Source organism: Ruegeria sp. BK1 (assembly GCF_056535645.1).
Genome location: NZ_JBQFIS010000002.1, coordinates 377253 through 393823, shown reverse-complemented (window position 1 = coordinate 393823; position 16571 = coordinate 377253). Strand labels below are relative to the sequence as shown.

General features: G+C 58.4%; 14 protein-coding genes and 2 pseudogenes. 6 read left to right on the top strand and 10 right to left on the bottom strand.

Annotated elements, in window-relative coordinates; translation table 11 throughout:
• Positions 1 to 17: 17 nt before the first annotated feature.
• Positions 18 to 860, bottom strand: a complete 843-nt coding sequence (locus ACR3E7_RS20220; RefSeq protein WP_480504553.1) for a cytochrome P460 family protein — start codon at positions 858 to 860, stop codon at positions 18 to 20.
• Between the two features lie 165 nt (positions 861 to 1025).
• The gene (locus ACR3E7_RS20215; RefSeq protein ID WP_480504555.1) at positions 1026 to 1235 is read right to left on the bottom strand and encodes a hypothetical protein; all 210 of its coding nucleotides are present in this window, start codon (positions 1233 to 1235) and stop codon (positions 1026 to 1028) included.
• Between ACR3E7_RS20215 and ACR3E7_RS20210 the strand changes: the two genes are divergently transcribed.
• From ACR3E7_RS20210 to ACR3E7_RS20185, 6 genes are read left to right on the top strand one after another with little or no spacing between them, the layout of a single operon-like run.
• A complete protein-coding gene (locus ACR3E7_RS20210; protein ID WP_480504557.1) occupies positions 1217 to 2347 on the top strand; it encodes a LacI family DNA-binding transcriptional regulator in 1131 nt (376 codons plus the stop codon). The two genes, ACR3E7_RS20215 and ACR3E7_RS20210, sit on opposite strands and share 19 nt — an antisense overlap.
• A gap of 21 nt (positions 2348 to 2368) precedes the next feature.
• Positions 2369 to 3724 carry an ABC transporter substrate-binding protein gene (locus ACR3E7_RS20205; protein WP_480504559.1) on the top strand — a complete coding sequence of 452 codons (1356 nt, stop codon included), beginning with the start codon at positions 2369 to 2371 and terminating at the stop codon, positions 3722 to 3724.
• A 59-nt stretch (positions 3725 to 3783) separates the two neighbouring features.
• Complete coding sequence (locus ACR3E7_RS20200; protein WP_480504560.1) at positions 3784 to 5019, top strand: carbohydrate ABC transporter permease; 1236 nt, start codon at positions 3784 to 3786, stop codon at positions 5017 to 5019.
• Positions 5019 to 6227 carry a carbohydrate ABC transporter permease gene (locus ACR3E7_RS20195; RefSeq protein ID WP_170772088.1) on the top strand — a complete coding sequence of 403 codons (1209 nt, stop codon included), beginning with the start codon at positions 5019 to 5021 and terminating at the stop codon, positions 6225 to 6227. The genes ACR3E7_RS20200 and ACR3E7_RS20195 overlap by 1 nt, the downstream gene beginning before the upstream one ends.
• A 5-nt stretch (positions 6228 to 6232) precedes the next feature.
• A complete protein-coding gene (locus ACR3E7_RS20190) occupies positions 6233 to 7480 on the top strand; it encodes an MGH1-like glycoside hydrolase domain-containing protein (RefSeq protein ID WP_480504563.1) in 1248 nt (415 codons plus the stop codon).
• The gene (locus ACR3E7_RS20185; RefSeq protein WP_170789219.1) at positions 7480 to 8544 is read left to right on the top strand and encodes an ABC transporter ATP-binding protein; all 1065 of its coding nucleotides are present in this window, start codon (positions 7480 to 7482) and stop codon (positions 8542 to 8544) included. The genes ACR3E7_RS20190 and ACR3E7_RS20185 overlap by 1 nt, the downstream gene beginning before the upstream one ends.
• Before the next feature lie 170 nt (positions 8545 to 8714).
• On the opposite strand, the pseudogene ACR3E7_RS20180 reads toward ACR3E7_RS20185, so the two are convergent.
• From ACR3E7_RS20180 to ACR3E7_RS20145, 8 genes and pseudogenes are all read right to left on the bottom strand, one after another.
• Positions 8715 to 8798, bottom strand: a pseudogene (locus ACR3E7_RS20180) (IS6 family transposase); the annotation flags it as partial.
• A 34-nt stretch (positions 8799 to 8832) separates the two neighbouring features.
• Positions 8833 to 9078 (bottom strand): annotated as a pseudogene (locus tag ACR3E7_RS20175) (caspase family protein); the annotation flags it as partial.
• 293 nt (positions 9079 to 9371) lie between these two features.
• On the bottom strand, positions 9372 to 10760 hold the full coding sequence (locus tag ACR3E7_RS20170; RefSeq protein ID WP_480504565.1) for an FAD-dependent oxidoreductase: 1389 nt from the start codon (positions 10758 to 10760) through the stop codon (positions 9372 to 9374).
• On the bottom strand, positions 10741 to 11607 hold the full coding sequence (locus ACR3E7_RS20165; RefSeq protein ID WP_480504567.1) for an isocitrate lyase/PEP mutase family protein: 867 nt from the start codon (positions 11605 to 11607) through the stop codon (positions 10741 to 10743). Before ACR3E7_RS20165 ends, ACR3E7_RS20170 begins: the two co-directional genes overlap by 20 nt.
• Complete coding sequence (locus ACR3E7_RS20160) at positions 11604 to 12224, bottom strand: cysteine hydrolase family protein (protein WP_480504569.1); 621 nt, start codon at positions 12222 to 12224, stop codon at positions 11604 to 11606. The genes ACR3E7_RS20165 and ACR3E7_RS20160 overlap by 4 nt, the downstream gene beginning before the upstream one ends.
• The gene (locus tag ACR3E7_RS20155; RefSeq protein ID WP_480504571.1) at positions 12225 to 14285 is read right to left on the bottom strand and encodes a hydantoinase/oxoprolinase family protein; all 2061 of its coding nucleotides are present in this window, start codon (positions 14283 to 14285) and stop codon (positions 12225 to 12227) included. It lies immediately after the preceding gene.
• Positions 14282 to 15976: a hydantoinase B/oxoprolinase family protein gene (locus tag ACR3E7_RS20150; protein WP_480504573.1), complete on the bottom strand. Its 1695-nt coding sequence runs from the start codon at positions 15974 to 15976 to the stop codon at positions 14282 to 14284. Before ACR3E7_RS20150 ends, ACR3E7_RS20155 begins: the two co-directional genes overlap by 4 nt.
• Positions 15973 to 16539: a tautomerase family protein gene (locus ACR3E7_RS20145; protein WP_480504575.1), complete on the bottom strand. Its 567-nt coding sequence runs from the start codon at positions 16537 to 16539 to the stop codon at positions 15973 to 15975. The genes ACR3E7_RS20150 and ACR3E7_RS20145 overlap by 4 nt, the downstream gene beginning before the upstream one ends.
• Between the last annotated feature and the right edge of the window lie 32 nt (positions 16540 to 16571).

The window sequence follows — 16571 nt, the reverse complement described above, 5'->3', positions numbered from 1 at the left end:
CAGGGAACTTCAAACACTTACTCTAAAAGTTTGTGAGAATACCCGATTGTCTTTGAGAATTGGAAACCTTCCACCCAATCAACGGTAAAGGCATAATCATCCTCTGTCAGGGGCTTGTGGCACGCCATGCAGGGCGCTTCATTTACGCCGTCTTTGTTGCTGCCATCAGCTTCGAACACGGAATACCGCCAGTTGTCATTTCGATAGATATCGGGCACGCCATCACCCCACCCGGTTCGTTTTTCCATCGCGGTGTATAACTTGCGTTCACCAGCGATAAGACGGCCTTCTGCATCTTTGAGCAGATTGCCATCGGCGTCCTTCTTGGCGTCGAATACTTCCACAAGGAAATAGGCTCCGGGTTCAAAAGGCCCCCCATCCGCCACTCCGGCAAGTGCAATGTTGTTACCGCTGAAAAACCGCACTTGCTTACGATCGTCATAGTCTTTGCGATGATATCGGGTGAAAGTTGTTTGGTAGTCCTCTGGCAGCTTCAAGAGTGAACCGTCCAAACCAGTTTCATTATTCGCGACCGCGCCGGCTTCACCTCCGGGCAGACTGGCAAAATAAGTAGCCAGGTTCTCGATATCCGAGTCGGTCAGGTTTGCGGCAATTGCATTCATCAGATCGTTCTTCCTCGTCCCTGATTTGAATGCCTTCAATTGCGCCTTGATATAACCTTCTTTTTGCCCTGCGAGGTTTGGAAAATTATCTGCGGTGCTGATCCCGGCATTGCCATGACAGGCGGCGCATTGACCAGCTGTCTCACCACCAGCCTGTAGATCGCCTGCATGCACTGCAATACCCATTGAAGCGCTGAATACGGCGGCGCCTAGAAGAGCTTGAGTCAAAGAGTTCATGAGGTGTCCTTTCACTGGCTAACAACATCCCAAAGACCGATAAAAACCCGTCTGTAGTTCGAGGCAACAATAGGCCCGTGGCAGAGGCCCGCAATGGATGTCGGGATCACAACTTTGCACGAAATCAAGAGATCGGCTCGGCGGGTTTGCCTCTTGGTGAACCTGCTATCCTGTTCCGATGTTTCGTTTTGCTACTTGCGCCTGACCATCTCGGTCGGGATAGGAGAGCCAAACTCCTTCTACGTGTTTCCTTTCATTATTGGCGCGATCCTTAAAGCGTTCAAAAAATAACCAGGTTGCACTTATTTTAACTTTTTTGTTGCCGAAACCGGTTTCGGAACGAACAAATAGCTTCAATGACTGCGAATCTTTCATATCCACCGCGTGACCAATCCGGTCCAGCAACCGTCTCGGGCCGGGTAAAATTGGACGAATTGGCTGCGCATCTGGGCTTGTCCAAAAGCACTGTTTCACGCGCGCTCAACGGGTATCCGGATATCTCTTCGACGACGCGCGCACGTGTTGAAAAAGCGGCTCGGGTATTGGGATACCGCCCGCTCAGCCATGCGCAGGCGATCCGAACCGGGCAAGTTCGTGCGATAGCGATGGTTATCAACAGCGAGGAACCGGATCAGCACAATCCCTTCTTGCAGGACTTTCTGGCCGGAGCCTGCGAAGCAGCAAGCTGTCTGGATTGGACCATGACGATTTCCACGGCGACCTCCGAGAAAGACACACTAAAAGTTCTTAGCCGCCTCTACGAAGAACGGAAGGCCGATGGGTTTATTCTACCGCGGACAGCGGTGAAGGATGCACGTATCGGCCTGCTGCGCAGTCTTGGGGTGCCTCATATCCTGTATGGTCGCACCGGCTATGGACAACCGAACGATTGGGACGAGACTTCGTGGTTCGACATTGCCGGGGAAAGCGCGATGCGCAATGCCGTTTTGCGGCTGAGCAATTTGGGGCATACACGCATAGGCTTTGTCGGGAGCGATCCCAAGTTCAACTACGCGCATCTACGCCGTGACGGTTATGCCGAGGGTCTGCACGCTGCTGGTCTGCCATTGGATCCGGATCTGATCCAGGAGGGTGCGCGCACGCGCGAAGATGGCGCAGCGCAGGGACGAGTACTGATGGCCTTGGATCAACCTCCAACAGCGATTGTCTTCGCGACCGATCTGGCCGCACTGGGGTTCTGCGCGGATGCGCAGGATCAGGGGCTCGAGATAGGGCGCGACATCTCGGTGATTGGCTATGACGGCATTCCGGAATGCCGTTACGCGCGGCCTGCACTGACCACATTTTCCGTCGATTCCCGCGCGGCCGGTGTACGGCTGGCGACATTACTGATCCGACAAATCCGCGGCGAAGCGGCTGCAGGCTTGCGAGAACTGGTCGAGGCCACTCTGATCGAAGGTGGCTCTGACGGGCCACCAAAACTGACGTCACACGAATTGGCGCAGAAACTAAACCATCTGACGTGAACACAACCGGGGAGGACACCGATGAAACTAACACCCAAAGCTGCGAAGCTGATGCTTGGCTCGTCACTTGCGCTGGCGCTGACAGCGCTATCAGTGCAGGCCGACACAATCCGTTTTTGGACAACTGAAGAGCAGCCCGAACGTCTGGCCAAACAGCAAGAGATGGCGGACCAGTTCAAAGTCGAAACCGGCACCACAGTTGAGGTGATCCCGGTCACCGAAAGCGATCTGGGAACGCGCGCGACTGCCGCTTTTGCTGCTGGCGACCTGCCGGATGTTGTCTATCACACGCTGCAATACGCGTTGCCCTGGGCCGAGGCTGGCATTCTGGACACCGAAGCCGCGACCGAAGTGATCGAAGAACTGGGCGCAGACACTTTTGCACCCGGTGCTTTGGCGATGGCTGCGTTCAACGGCGAAACCGCCTCGGTTCCAGTCGATGGCTGGACGCAGATGGTCGTTTACCGCAAGGACCTGTTCGACGAGGCGGGTTTGGAGGCCCCCGACAGCTTTGCGGATATTAAGGCCGCATTGGAAGCCTTGCACAACCCGCCGGAAATGTACGGGTTTGTCTCAGCCACCAAGGTTGACGAAAACTTCATGAGTCAGGTGCTGGAGCACGTGTTCCTCGCCAATGGCGTCAGTCCCGTTGGCCCTGATGGGTTCCAACCGCTGGACGAAGCCAAGACCACCGAAGTTTTGGATTTCTACAAAGCAATCTCCAAAGCGTCACCTCCGGGTGAGCTTTTCTGGAAACAATCGCGCGAACTGTATTTTGACGGCAAGGCCGCGATGATCATCTGGTCGCCATTCATACTGGACGAACTGGCCGGTCTGCGTGACAGCGCCCCGCCAACGATCAACGACGACCCGACCTCGCGCGATCTGGCCGGCAAGACCGGCATCGTGACCAAACTGTCGGGTCCGTCGAACCCTGATGGCGCGGCTTGGGGGGATGTGCGGTACTTTGGTATCACCAATGATGCCGATACCGATGCAGCGATGGAGTTCGTGAAATACGCCATGGACGAAGGTTACACCCAGACGCTGGCCATCGCGCCGGAAGGCAAGTTCCCGGTCCGCCGTGGCAATGCCGACAACCCAACCGCGTTCTCGGAAGCCTGGGCAGAGCTACCTGTTGGTGTCGATCGCAAGGCCCCGCTGGGTGATCTGTACGAACAATCCATGATCGACGAAATCGTTGGCGGCCTGGATGTGGCACAGCGCTGGGGTGTGGCTGAAGGCCAACTGGCGTTGGCATCGAAGATGATCAACAGCCAGGCCATAAACCGCGTCGTGCGCCAGTATATCGACGACGAGATCGACGCGGCCGCAGCCATCGCGGCAATGAACGACGAGTTGGGCAAGGTTCAGTAACCACCCCGGCACCTGCAGCGGCGTGCGCGCCGCTGCCCCTAAACCCTTCGAGGTAAACTATGACTTCGGCCACCCCACCGACCGGAACCGGGGCGTTAGCCAAACGCGAGGCGCGTCTGGCCTGGACGCTGCTGGCTCCGACCATCATCAGTGTGTCGCTGGTTGTGATCCTGCCCCTGCTGGCGATCTTCTGGATCAGCTTCAAACCCTTCACCCTTTCTGACCTACGCCCTCCTGCGCCGGTCGTGCGTGAAAGCCTGCGTGGATCGGGTGATGATCTGCGGATCGAATACCGCCTGCGCAACTCCAGTCAGGATATTGCGATTGATGGCGTGACCGTCCGGGATGTCCTGCCCGATGGCGTGATGCCACTCGGCGACGTTGCAGCCCCTTGTGCGTTAACCGGGCAAGAGCTGTTCTGCGACTTTGGTACGCTGGAAGGTGGCCAACGCGAGCGTATTCGCGTCCCTGTTGCGGTCGATGGTGACCCGGACGCGTTCGAAAATTTGGTTGAAGGGTCAGAACCAACAGTCACTGGCAGCGGCCCCAGTGTTTTGACGAATTTCGAGTTCAGCCTGGAGAACTTCGCCCGTGTGTTCGACGGCGACGAGTTCTGGGGCGTGCTGTGGGTTACGCTGTTTTACACGGTTTTCGGCACCATCGGCGCACTTGTCATGGGGCTCTTTGCAGCCCTGCTACTGAACAAAAGTTTCAAGGGACAAGGGTTCATCCGGGGTCTTTACCTGTTTCCCTATGTGGCACCCGTCATCGCCGTGGCCTTTACTTGGGTAACACTGTTCGATCCCTTCTCAGGTTCGGCCAATGCGCTGCTTGTGCAGATGGGGCTAAGCAGCGAGCCGATCAACTTCTTCGGGGAACGCCCGCTGGCGCTGATCATGGTCACCGTCTTTGAAATCTGGCGCTACTTCCCGCTGTCCTTCCTGTTCATTCTGGCGCGGATGCAGTCCATCGATAGCAGCATGTATGAGGCAGCGGATATGGATGGCGCGTCACCGTTCCAGAAGTTCTGGCTGCTGAGCATCCCGCAACTGCTGGGTATCTTGTCGGTCCTGTTCCTGCTGCGCTTCATCTGGACGTTCAACAAATTCGACGACATCTTTCTGTTGACCGGTGGCAATGCAGGAACCCGCACGCTGACTGTGAACGTCTATGAACAGGCATTTGCAGTGTCGAATATCGGGGCGGGCGCGGCTGTGGCCGTGGTCATATTGCTGTGCCTGATCACCTTCAGCTTAGTCTTTTTCAAGTTCATTAGCCGTGAGGAGGGTCTGTGATGCGACAAGGTTATTTCACTGGCCCGATCCTAGGCGCGCTTTGGCTGGTTGTAATCGCTACCACCATCGCGGTCACAATGTCCTTCGCCACGGGTGCTGCTTTCCGTCCGCAGGTTCTGCTGAGCGTCATCTGGGGCGCACTTGCGGGTTTGGCGTATGTCCGCTTTCCGGCCCGCCATGCCTCTGCGCGTCTGGGCGTGTCGGCTCTGTTGGGTCTAACCTGCCTGACCAGTTTTGGCCCGGTTCTGATTGGCTCGGACACCACATTGCAGGCCGTGCTGGTCACTGTGGTGGCGATTGCTGCCGTCATGCACCTGTCGATGGCGGAAATCCTGAAAGAACTGCCCTTTGGCGAACTTACCCGTCATGAATATGAAGACGCTGTGATCCGGTTCTGCACTGGTTTTGGATACATCTTCTTCACGGCCATCGTCGTCATCCCCTTCTACGTGATGGTGATGACCAGCCTCAAATCTCAACAGGCCCTGTTGCAGAACCCGCTGGATTTCTCGCTGGATTTGGATCAGGGCTGGGCACTGTTTCGCAGCTACACAGAACTGTTCCGCGACTTCAATTTCGGCTCGTACCTGTGGACGTCCTTCTACGTCTCGGTGCTGACGGTCTTCATCACACTGGCTTTCAGCATTCCAGGGGCCTATGCGGTCGCGCGGTTCCGGTTCAAGGGCCAAAAGGCATTCTCACGCTCGATCCTGCTGATCTACATGGTGCCGATGATCGTTCTGGCGCTGCCGATTTATATAGCATTCTCGCTCACTGGGTTGCGGAATTCGATCCTTGGCATCGTCATGATCTACCCGGTCACCACTATCCCGGTCGCGCTATACATGCTGCAGGGGTATTTCCGCGGTCTCCCGACCGAGGTGGAAGAGGCCGGTCTGATGGATGGTCTCTCGCGCCTGGCAGTGATCTGGAAGATCACCCTGCCGCTCAGCCTTCCTGCGCTTGCTTCGGTGTCGCTCTATGTCTTCATGATCGCTTGGAACGAATTCCTTCTGGCCTTCATGCTGCTGGACGATCCCTCGAAATTCACCCTAACCCGAGGCGTCACAATGCTGAACTCCTCGGAAATCCCACGCCAACACCTGATGGCCGGCGCGGTGATTGCCACCGTTCCGATTATGGCCCTGTTTCTGGGGCTTGAACGTTTCATGACCAAGGGCCTGACTGCAGGTTCGGTCAAAGGATGACAGACATGAACTACTTTACTTCGCCGACGGATTCAGCGCGCAATATCCTGATTGCCAACGATCGGGGCGGCTATACGATCCCAACCAGCGGGCTCTATCCCTACCAGTGGAACTGGGACAGCGCGGTCGCCGCGCTGGGTTTTGCCGAGTTCGATATCGACCGTGCCTGGACTGAGCTTGAGACGCTGTTCTCGGGCCAATGGGATGACGGAATGCTCCCACACATCCTGTTTCACAAACCGGATCCGGGCTATTTTCCCGGGCCGGATGTCTGGGGCGGAACTGGGCCAATTGCCTCGTCTGGCGTAACCCAGCCACCACTGGCGGCCACCATGGCGCGGCGGATATGGGAGAAAGACCCCGCGGCTGGTGAAGACCGCCTCCGCGCCCTGTTCCCGGCCATGTTGGCTTGGCATCAGTGGTTTATGAGATGGCGTCTTGATGATCAAGGCGCGGTCTGCACCACCCACCCGTGGGAGGCAGGGCGTGACAATGCACCGGACTGGGATGGCGCGATGGCGGGCATTGATGCCTCGGACGTAGGGGAATACCAGCGCCGCGACACCAGCCACGTGAACAGCGCCGACCGGCCCACCAAATACGACTACGACCGCTACATCAAACTGGTGCAGATTGGGCGTGAAGCGGGCTGGGATCAGCAGCAATTGTTGGAGAAGAACCCGTTCCGTGTTGCCGATCCTACTATGAGTTTCACAGCCCTACGTGCCGCCCACGATCTGCTGGCGATCAGCAAGGAATTGGGGATCAGGGCTGAAGGCCTTAGTGCTGACGTGGACCGGCTCGACGCCGGTGCAAAGTCACTATGGAACGAAACGTTGGGAGCCTTTGATGCCCGAGATGCGCATACGGGCCAGTGGGCTGAAAGCGTCTCAAATGCAAGCTATCTGTGCTGGTATGCAGGCATCGAATCCCAGCAAATGTTGGACCGGTTGAAAACTGTTCTGACTACGGTTCCGCACCCGATCCCCAGCTATGATCCCACATCGCCCAAATTCGATGAACGTCGATATTGGCGCGGGCCAACATGGGCGTTCATGAACATGCTGGCGGGGTTCGGTCTGAAGGATATGGGCCACGGGGTTGAGGCCGAAGCGCTGCGCCTGAAAACCGGTCGTCTGATCGCAGGCCACGGGTTTGCCGAATACTACGATCCGATTACCGGGAGTCCTGCCGGTGGCAATTCGTTCACATGGACCGCCGCCGTCTGGCTGCATTGGGCAGGGAGAAACTGATGGGTAGCATCGAACTCAAATCCGTCGAGAAGTGGTTCGGCGAAGTGCAGGTGATCAAAGGCATCGACCTAAAGATCGAAGAGGGCGAGTTTGTCGTCTTCGTTGGCCCGTCGGGCTGTGGTAAATCGACCCTGTTACGGATGATCGGTGGGCTCGAGGACATCTCGCGTGGGTCACTTTTGATCAATGGGGATGACGTCACCGACAATCCACCTTCAAAGCGTGGGCTGACCATGGTGTTCCAGTCCTACGCACTTTATCCGCACCTGACCGTGGCTGAAAATATGGGGTTCTCGCTTAAAGTGGCTGGCGTATCCAAGAACGAGATTGCCGAACGTGTGGGAAAAGCCGCCGAGGTCCTCAAGCTCGAATCCTATTTGGAGCGCAAACCCAAAGACTTATCCGGCGGCCAGCGTCAGCGAGTGGCGATCGGTCGGTCGATTGTGCGTGACCCCACCGCCTTCCTGTTCGATGAGCCGTTGTCAAACCTGGACGCGGCCCTCAGGGTCGAAATGCGGTATGAGATTGCCAAGCTTCACCAGAGCCTCAACCGCACCATGATCTATGTGACTCATGATCAGGTCGAGGCGATGACACTGGCTGATCGCATCGTGGTGCTGGAATTCGGCAAGATCGCACAAGTCGGTACTCCACGCGAACTATACGAACGCCCCGCCAACCTGTTCGTGGCGCAGTTCATCGGCAGCCCGAAAATGAACGTCATTCCTTGCACTGTGTCCGGCGATCAGTTTCAGCTGGAAAACGGTGGAGGCGGCCCGTTTGATCGGACTGGTACAGCCACGATGCTGGGCATCCGTCCAGAACATATAAGTGTCGTCGAACCTGGCTCTGGTCACAGCGACGGCAAGGTTGAGGTGGTCGAGTATCTTGGCGCCGATATGTTCATCATCGTCGATTGCGGGTTTGAAGAGAAAGTGACGGTTCGCCTTGGCGGGGACACACAGATTAGGGCCGGATCACAAATCGGCTTACATTTTGCACCCGAGAAACTGCAATTTTTCGACGCGGCAGGGCAGACGATCAATCCCGATGACCGGACGTAGCAATTCTGAGGTGGTCAGTCCGGGTCGGCCTAAAGATTGCTCTGCCCGGTTGTGGAGTTGACGCACTCAATAGGCTACTTCCTGATAGACAGGGGGATCGTTAGGCTGCCCGGCGACGGGTTTTGTCGCGAGTTTCTTCGAAGGCAATGTAGGTTGAGCAGGAAAGGTGACTATCCTGCCAATTGCGCGAACCGTTGAAACGGATGATATCCGGGCGTGAATTGACCTTTGCGGATCATGTTGACCAAGTCTATGACTGTCATTCCTAAGCTTAGCATTGGAGGCGATAAGGTAGTTGGTATTGTCGATCTCGATCCAGTGGCTGGCAAAATAGACCAACACCACATCGGTCCCCGCCGCCTTGTCGGAAAAATCACGAAGAGCCAGCCGCATGTGGCGATAGTCCAGATCGTAGAGCTCGGTCACATCAAAGTGGATACGCCCCAGTGCTGCGGCGACGTCCTGCGCGTTATTGGATGTGTTGGGAAGGTTCGAAACATAGTCATATTGTGCGTTTCTGATCACAGGCGCCATTCATTTGGTACCCAAGATATCCGCCAACGCAATAACCGGTCCGCATAACAAAAAAAGGCCCAGCAAAAGCGCGAGCGGCGAAAATCCAGAAAAAGCAATACGCAGCATCCAAGGTCCTGACCCTAGCACAATTTGCACCACCGCGCGACCTTGGCGCGATGCTGCCTTGGGCGGTTTGACCAGCAAGAAGATGCGCTGCCAAAACCGATCAGCGATTACTGTTTGTCAAGGTTTTCACGCGCTTTTCCGGACAAAGATGCTGCGCGCAGACAAAAATGACGGGCCTAGAAGTTTTAGCGACTACGAAAGGCTCCGTTCTGTCGCCCAGCAATTCGCCCCAAAACAACCGCGCTCAGCAAGCCATTTCCTGACAGATATCCGCTGTCGCCCGTACCCGAGACACCGCAGGCGGCGCCTCCTCCAGCATAAAGGTTCTGGATCGCAGCACCATTTGCACGAAGCACCCGAGCTGAGGCGTCGATCTTCAAACCACCTTGAGTATGAAACAAGGCACCGGTGACACGTACGCCCTTGTAGGGCGGGGTCAGAGGGGGTGAACTGAAAGTGCGGCCAAACCTGTCTGTACCGCCTTCCGATATGTCCCGCAGCGTTTGTGCCAGGGAGTCAGCAGGCATGGCGAGGCGGGTCGCGAGGTCCTGAATTGAATTTGCCGAATGGATGGCCCCAACTGCCTCGGCTTGTTTGAAATCCTCAAACTGGCGCGCTATCGCCGCGATGCGCTCGTCGAAGATGGCAAAGGCTTCACCACCGGGTTGAGACAGCACAGCACGGGCGGCTTCGGAATAGCCCTGCGCCTCGTTCCAGAAGCGTTGGCCGTCGCGGTTCACCTGGACGCCACCTTCGGTGATGACGGCCCAGGTTATCAGGAAGCCATGTGGATGGGCGACATTGCCGTGGCCCTGAAAGGCACCGAGGTTCTGCAAGTCGGCCCCCATTGCTTCACCCCACAAAACGGCCTCACCCCGGTTGCCGCTGTGGCCGAACCACAAGGCTTGTTCGATCTGGGGCATATGTTGGGCGACCAGTTCGCGATTGCCGCCGTACCCGTTGCAGGCAAGGATCAGACGGTCGCATTCGATGGTTTCGACGAGGTCATCCGGGCCGGTGACAGCGATACCGAGGATCTGGTCGTCGTCTCGATACAGCACCGTTGCGCGACGGTCGCAGATGATGTCCAGACCCGCGTCTTCGCAGGCGCTGCGCAGGGCATTGATCAGTTCCTCGCCCGAGCGGGTCGGAAGGCCGTGCATCCGTCTGCGGGAATGTCCGGGATAGTCGAAATCCGTCACAACCGAAAAGGGTAGGCCGTACCGATCGGTCAGCCAGTCAATGACCTCTGCGGCAGTCCCTGCCAGCAGATCCACCAGTGCCTGATCGTTCTGATGATGGGCTTTTGCCTGAATATCGTTTGCAAACAGCGCGGCAGAATCGGTGATCCCCGCGGCCTGTTGCAATCGGGTGCCCGCAGCTGGGATCAACCCCGCGGATAGGGCGGTTGAACCGCTGGGGACCGGGTCAGCCTCGATCACTAACACATCTTGCGCCTGTTCAGCGGCAGACAGGGCCGCGACCATGCCGCAAGCGCCAGCGCCGACAATCAAAGTGCCGGTCTTCAGATCAAATTGGTCGGGCAGGGCGCTTTCAACTCTGGGGGTCGTCATAGCGCGCCCCGGCTTCCAGCATATCGGCGGTTCCGATAACTTCGTTCAAGCCACCGAAGTCGAACATGCGATCCGCAAAGGGTTTGTTGGAGCCGTTTTCGGCAAGGCTTTGGTAATAAGCCTGTGCTGTCTTGGCCAGCGCCCGCACGATACCGCCAGGGAAGATGACGATGGAATAGCCCTGCTCCTCCAGATCGCTGGCCCCGAGAATGGGGGTCGCGCCCCCCTCGACCATGTTCGCCAATAGGGGCACACGGTGGGCGAATTGGTCGGCAATGGCAGTGAGTTGCTCTCGGCTCTGCGGAGCCTCGATGAACAGCACATCTGCGCCTGCCTCAAGATAGGTTTCGGCGCGGTCGGTCGCGGCGGAGAAGCCTTCGACCGCGATAGCGTCCGTTCGCGCGATGATCAGCGTATCGGCACTGGCGCGTGCATCGGCCATGGCGGCGATCTTTCCGGCCATCTCCTGCGCTGGGATCAGCGATTTGTCCGACAGGTGCCCGCAGCGTTTGGGATAGGTCTGGTCTTCAACTTGTAGGGCCGAGGCTCCGGCGCGTTCGTAAAGCCGCATGGTGCGCTGTGCGTTTAGCGCGTTGCCAAAGCCGGTATCCGCGTCGATGATAACCGGCAGCCCAACCCGATCCGCGATTAGGGTCATGGTGTCGGCCATTTCCGAGGCAGTGGACAAGCCGATATCGGGACGTCCCAGCCGGGTATAGGCCACGGCAGCACCGCTAAGATACAGCGCCTCGAACCCTGCCTTTTCGGCAAGCGAGGCGGTCAGCCCGTCATAGACACCAGGTGCGACAAGAATTTTTTGCTGTTGCAGGCGGGATTTCAGGTTCATTCTGCGCACTCCAGCCAGTTCAGGACCTCGGCGCAGGTGCGTTGATGTGTGACCGTGCCCAGTGACAGGATCGTGGCCTCGTGAACCTCATCCCGGAAGGCCGCACAGCCGTCGGTCAGTATCACAGTTTCGATATTGCGCAGATGCGCGTCGCGCAGGGTCGAGGCAACGCCGCCGTTGGTAACGATCCCCCCGACGATCAGGTTTTCGATCCCCACGGCGCGCATCAGGTATTCCAACCGGGTCTGGTAGAAGGCAGAATAGGCGACTTTTTCTATGACGAAGTCGCAAGGTTGCAGCGCGTCGACCAGTGCGTGACCGAACCCTCCGGGCGCAAAATCGCCCTTGGTCAGGAAGGGGCGCAGCTGTTTTAGATGTGGGGCGATCAGCGGCTCGCCGTTGCGATCGGGCACCAGCGTGAACTGGGCCGAGAAATAGCGCCCTCCGGCCTCTTGCAGCCGCCGTGCCAACGGCGCGATGCGGTCGGGCAAAGCCGCAATGGCGGGGGCCGATTGCCCGGCGCGACCGTATGCGCCCTCGGGAAGCAGGAAGTCATTTTGCAGGTCGATGGTCAGAAGGGCCGTCTTTTGCGGGTCCCAGGTGATTGGATCGCTCATTCACTCGGCCTCCTTCGGTTCGATGATCGTGTTACCATAGGCATCCACGCGGCCTTGCAGATGCGGTTCGATCAGTACGGTGGTGTCGGGCTGCGTCAGGATCGCAGGCCCCTTGATGACAGCCCCGACTGGCAGGGACAGACGGTCAAAAATGGCCGTGTCGTACCAGTTTTGTGCAAAGTGAACCTTTCGTGTTGCCATTGGTTCTACCGAGCCTCGCGTTGAAGGGGCCAGCGTGGACAGTTCGAATTTGGGCCGTTTGCCTGTAACCGCGCTGCGCAGGTTCAGGATGCGGCGCATACCGTTTTTCAGAAGTCTGCCATAGGTGGCGTTGTAGGCCGCGTCAAAAGCCTGTTCTATGGCCGCGCTGTCCGGCGGATTGACCTTTCCGTCCGACACGGTGACAGTCAGCGGCACCGGTACCGTGTGCGTTTGTCCCACATAGGCCATGTCGAGCTCGAACGAGATTTCGCGTGCCTCGAACGTGGTTCGGGCGGCGTCCAGCAAGGCCATACCCTGATCGACGTGATCCTGCATGAAAGCCCCCATCGCGGTGCTGTCCAACTGCGATACCAGCGTGTTGATCGTTTGTACGAAATCCTGCCGCATATCCGCAATCACGCAGCCCATCGCCGAGGTTACGCCGGGATAGCGCGGAACGATGGCGCGGGCGATGCCGACCTCGGCCAGCATGGCCCCGGCATGCAGTGCTCCACCACCGCCGAAGGGCATAAAGACGAACCGCTTGGGATCAAACCCGCGTTCGATACTGACCAGTCGGATCGCGCCTGCCATGCGAGAATTGGCGACACGCAGGATGGCCTCGGCGGCCTCAACCGTGGACAGGTCAAGTGGCTGACCCACATGAGTGTCAATCGCCTGACGGGCCGCCTCGACATCCAGTCTTTCCAGTTTGCCGCCAATGGGATTGTCAGGGTCGATCCGGCCCAGCACCACGTTAGCGTCGGTCACAGTCGGGCGGTCATTGCCCAGCCCATAGGCCACCGGGCCGGGGTTCGAACCGGCACTTTCCGGGCCGATATTCAGCAACCCCCCCTTGTCGACCCAAGCAATTGACCCGCCGCCTGCGCCGATGGTCGTGATCTCGATCATCGGGTTGCGCACGACCATGCCAAAGTCGATTGAAGTCTGGGCCGACAGCATCGTCTGCCCTTCGGCAATCAGCGAGACGTCAAAACTAGTGCCGCCCATATCGCCGGTGATAACATTGTCGAACCCCGCCGATTGCGCGATGTAACCGGCTGCGATGACCCCTGCGGCTGGGCCAGACAGGGCGGTGCGCACCGGCAATTGGCAAGCGGTACCAACGCCCATGACACCCCCGTTGGATTGCACGATCATGAACTCACCATCGAACCCGCCCGAGTGCAGTGCGTTCTCAAGCCGGTTCAAGTAACCCGAAACCTCGGGCTGAAGATAGGCGTTCAGCGCGGTGGTCGAAAACCGCTCGAATTCCCGGATTTCCGGCAGGATTTCGGATGAGGCCGAAACATGCGGGTTAGGCCAGATGTCGCGCACCGCTGCCACGGCGGCGGTCTCGTTTTCGGGGTTGGCATAGGCGTTGGCGAACAAGATCGCGACGGCCTCGCATCCCTGATCGCGCAGTTGATTGGCCGCCGCGCGCACGGCGTCCAGATCGACCGGGGTGCGGATGCTGCCGTTGGCTAAGGTGCGCTCGGGCACTTCCAGCCGGTCGCGCCGATCCACGACGGGTTCGAAATCACCGCGCAGGCCCCATGTGCGGGGGCGGTCGCGGCGGCGCATTTCCAGCACGTCACGCAGGCCGTGGGTGCAGATCACGCCGGTTTTTGCGCCCTTGCGCTCCAACAAGGCGTTCGTGCCCGCGGTGGTGCCATGCACGACCACTGCAATTTCGGACAGATCTGATACCTCGCGTCCGATCCCGTCTAGGAAACCACTGGACTGATCCGGTCGGGTGGTGGGCACCTTGGCGACGGTTGCGGTGCCATCTTCTTCGTTCAACACGAAGACATCCGTGAAGGTACCGCCAACATCGACGCCAATCATATGTCCGGTCATTGCACCACCTCCCGCCAGGCGGAACCATAGGCCTGATCCGCCTGATCGGGGCTGACTAAACCGCGAGAAACGTCTTTGGCGATGTCTTCCGGCGCACGGCGTTTCGTGGCACCATATCCCCCGCCACCGGGGGTTTCCAACCGGACGGCTTGCCCTTGGCGCAACTTGATCCCTCGCATTTTCGACACCAAAGGCGGCGCTTTCCAACCATCATCCTGTTCGTAAGTGAAGACGTTCATCGCGCCATCCTGACCTTCGACGATCCCCTTGGGCGCAAAACGTCCGCGTTCTCCGAACAAAAATGCCTCGGCCCCGTTTTCTTCCAACACTTCGATTTCATAGACAGCCCCAAGACCGCCGCGATGCGCCCCGGCCCCGGCGCTGTCCGGGCGCAGGGCCCATTGCCGGAACATAACGGGATAAGCGGCTTCAAGGATTTCCATCGGCGGGATCGTGGCGGTGGAAATTGGCGCATTGCCGTGATTCAACCCGTCGCTTTCGATCGAGCCGCCGTGCCCACCCCCGTAAAAGCTGAACATTACCCAAGGCTGCCCGTTCGACCGTTTGCCCGCAATCGACAGAGCGTTGATCGTGCCATAGGCATTGGCCACCACCCGGTCCGGCGCGGCCTTGGCGAAGGCGGAAAAGACCACGTCGATCATTCGTAAGATGGTTTCAGTATATCCGCCGGTCGGGGCCGGGAACTTGGCCGAAAGCAGACTGTCATCGGGCACAATGACCTCGATGGGCCGCATCACCCCGGCATTGGCGGGCAGGGATGGGAAGACATGCTTGATGGCGACATAGGCCGTTGCGACAGTCGTCGGCAGAGCGATATTTACCGGCCCTGCACATTGCGGCGAGGAGCCGCTGAAATCCAGAACCATCCGGTCGCCCGATATCTCAAGAGCCATGTAGATGCGCAGGGGCGTGTCCGTGATGCCGTCATTATCGAGGAAGTCCTCGGCCACCCACCGGCCATCAGGCAGGTCCTGCAATTCGGCCCGCATTAGTGCCTCGGCCCGGTGGCCGAGCGCATCCAGCGCGGCTGACACGGTGTCCGCGCCGTACTCGTCCAGTAGCTCATCCATCCGGCGTACGCCCAAATCAAGCGCCCCCAACTGGCCGTTCAGATCGCCCATGGCGGATTGGGGCAGGCGGGTGTTGCGCAGCAGGATGTCAATGATGTCCTGATTGACCTCGCCCTTCCGCGCCAGTTTGACGGGCGGCAGAACGAACGCTTCCTGAAATACGTCCGTTGCGGCGGGGTTGTAGTTTCCGGGAACCGCACCGCCGACGTCATGCCAGTGCCCGACCGAGGCGAGATAGCAAAATAGCTGACCATCGCGAAAATAGGGCCGCACCAATCGCATGTCCGACAGATGCGTGCCGCCGATATGCGCGTCGTTGAAAATATAAATGTCGCCATCTTCCAGATCACCATCGGCGGCGGCCTTTTCGATCACCGCCTTCACCGCGAAAGACATCACGCCTACAAAAATCGGCAGGCCCGATTTTCCCTGAACCAACGTGTCACCAGTTGTGGCCGAGTAAAGCCCGTGGCTGGCGTCATGCGCCTCGGCAATGATGGGGTTAAAGGCCGCGCGGAACAGTGTTGCGTCCATCTCATCCGCGATTTGTTCCATGCGACCTGCCAGAACCGAAAGAGTGATCGGGTCAATCTCGCTCATGCCTGTGCCCTTGTTTCTGCGATGTCGTTCCAGACATCCTGCTGCGTGATCAGATTGTCGACGACCTCGAACCGGTCGATAAAGCGGATGCCTTCGAAAGGGGTCCCATCGGGCCATTGCCCGGACAAGGTGCCCCGGCAATAGACAATCGCGGCGTCGCTTACGCCTTGCATTGCGTCGAAGCCTTCATAGCTCTTGGCGATGCTGCGATAGCGCGGTGCCGCCCAGTCCATCAACTCGGACAAGTCGTGCATCGGTTGTGCTCCGGGGAAGTGCATCACGAAACCCGGTGCCAGTCGGGTCTTCGCTTTGTCGAACGCGCGTTCACTCATCTCCGCCAGAAAAGCCCGGACGATCTTTTCGGGGTCATCCTTCGCTGGCGCGGGCTGTCTGGTCTGGCCACCCCGGTAATAGTCTTCAGGTGGGAGGTCATGGATAAGCACCGTGACGAGATCAGGCGGAGCAGGCACGACGAATCGCACTGCGTCAGTCAATGCTTGGCCAAGTCGTTGTTTTTCCTTGGTGCTGTAGCCTTCTATCACATGTAGCTCGACAATTGGCACGCCGTTTACCCCTCACAATTGGTATTATTTGT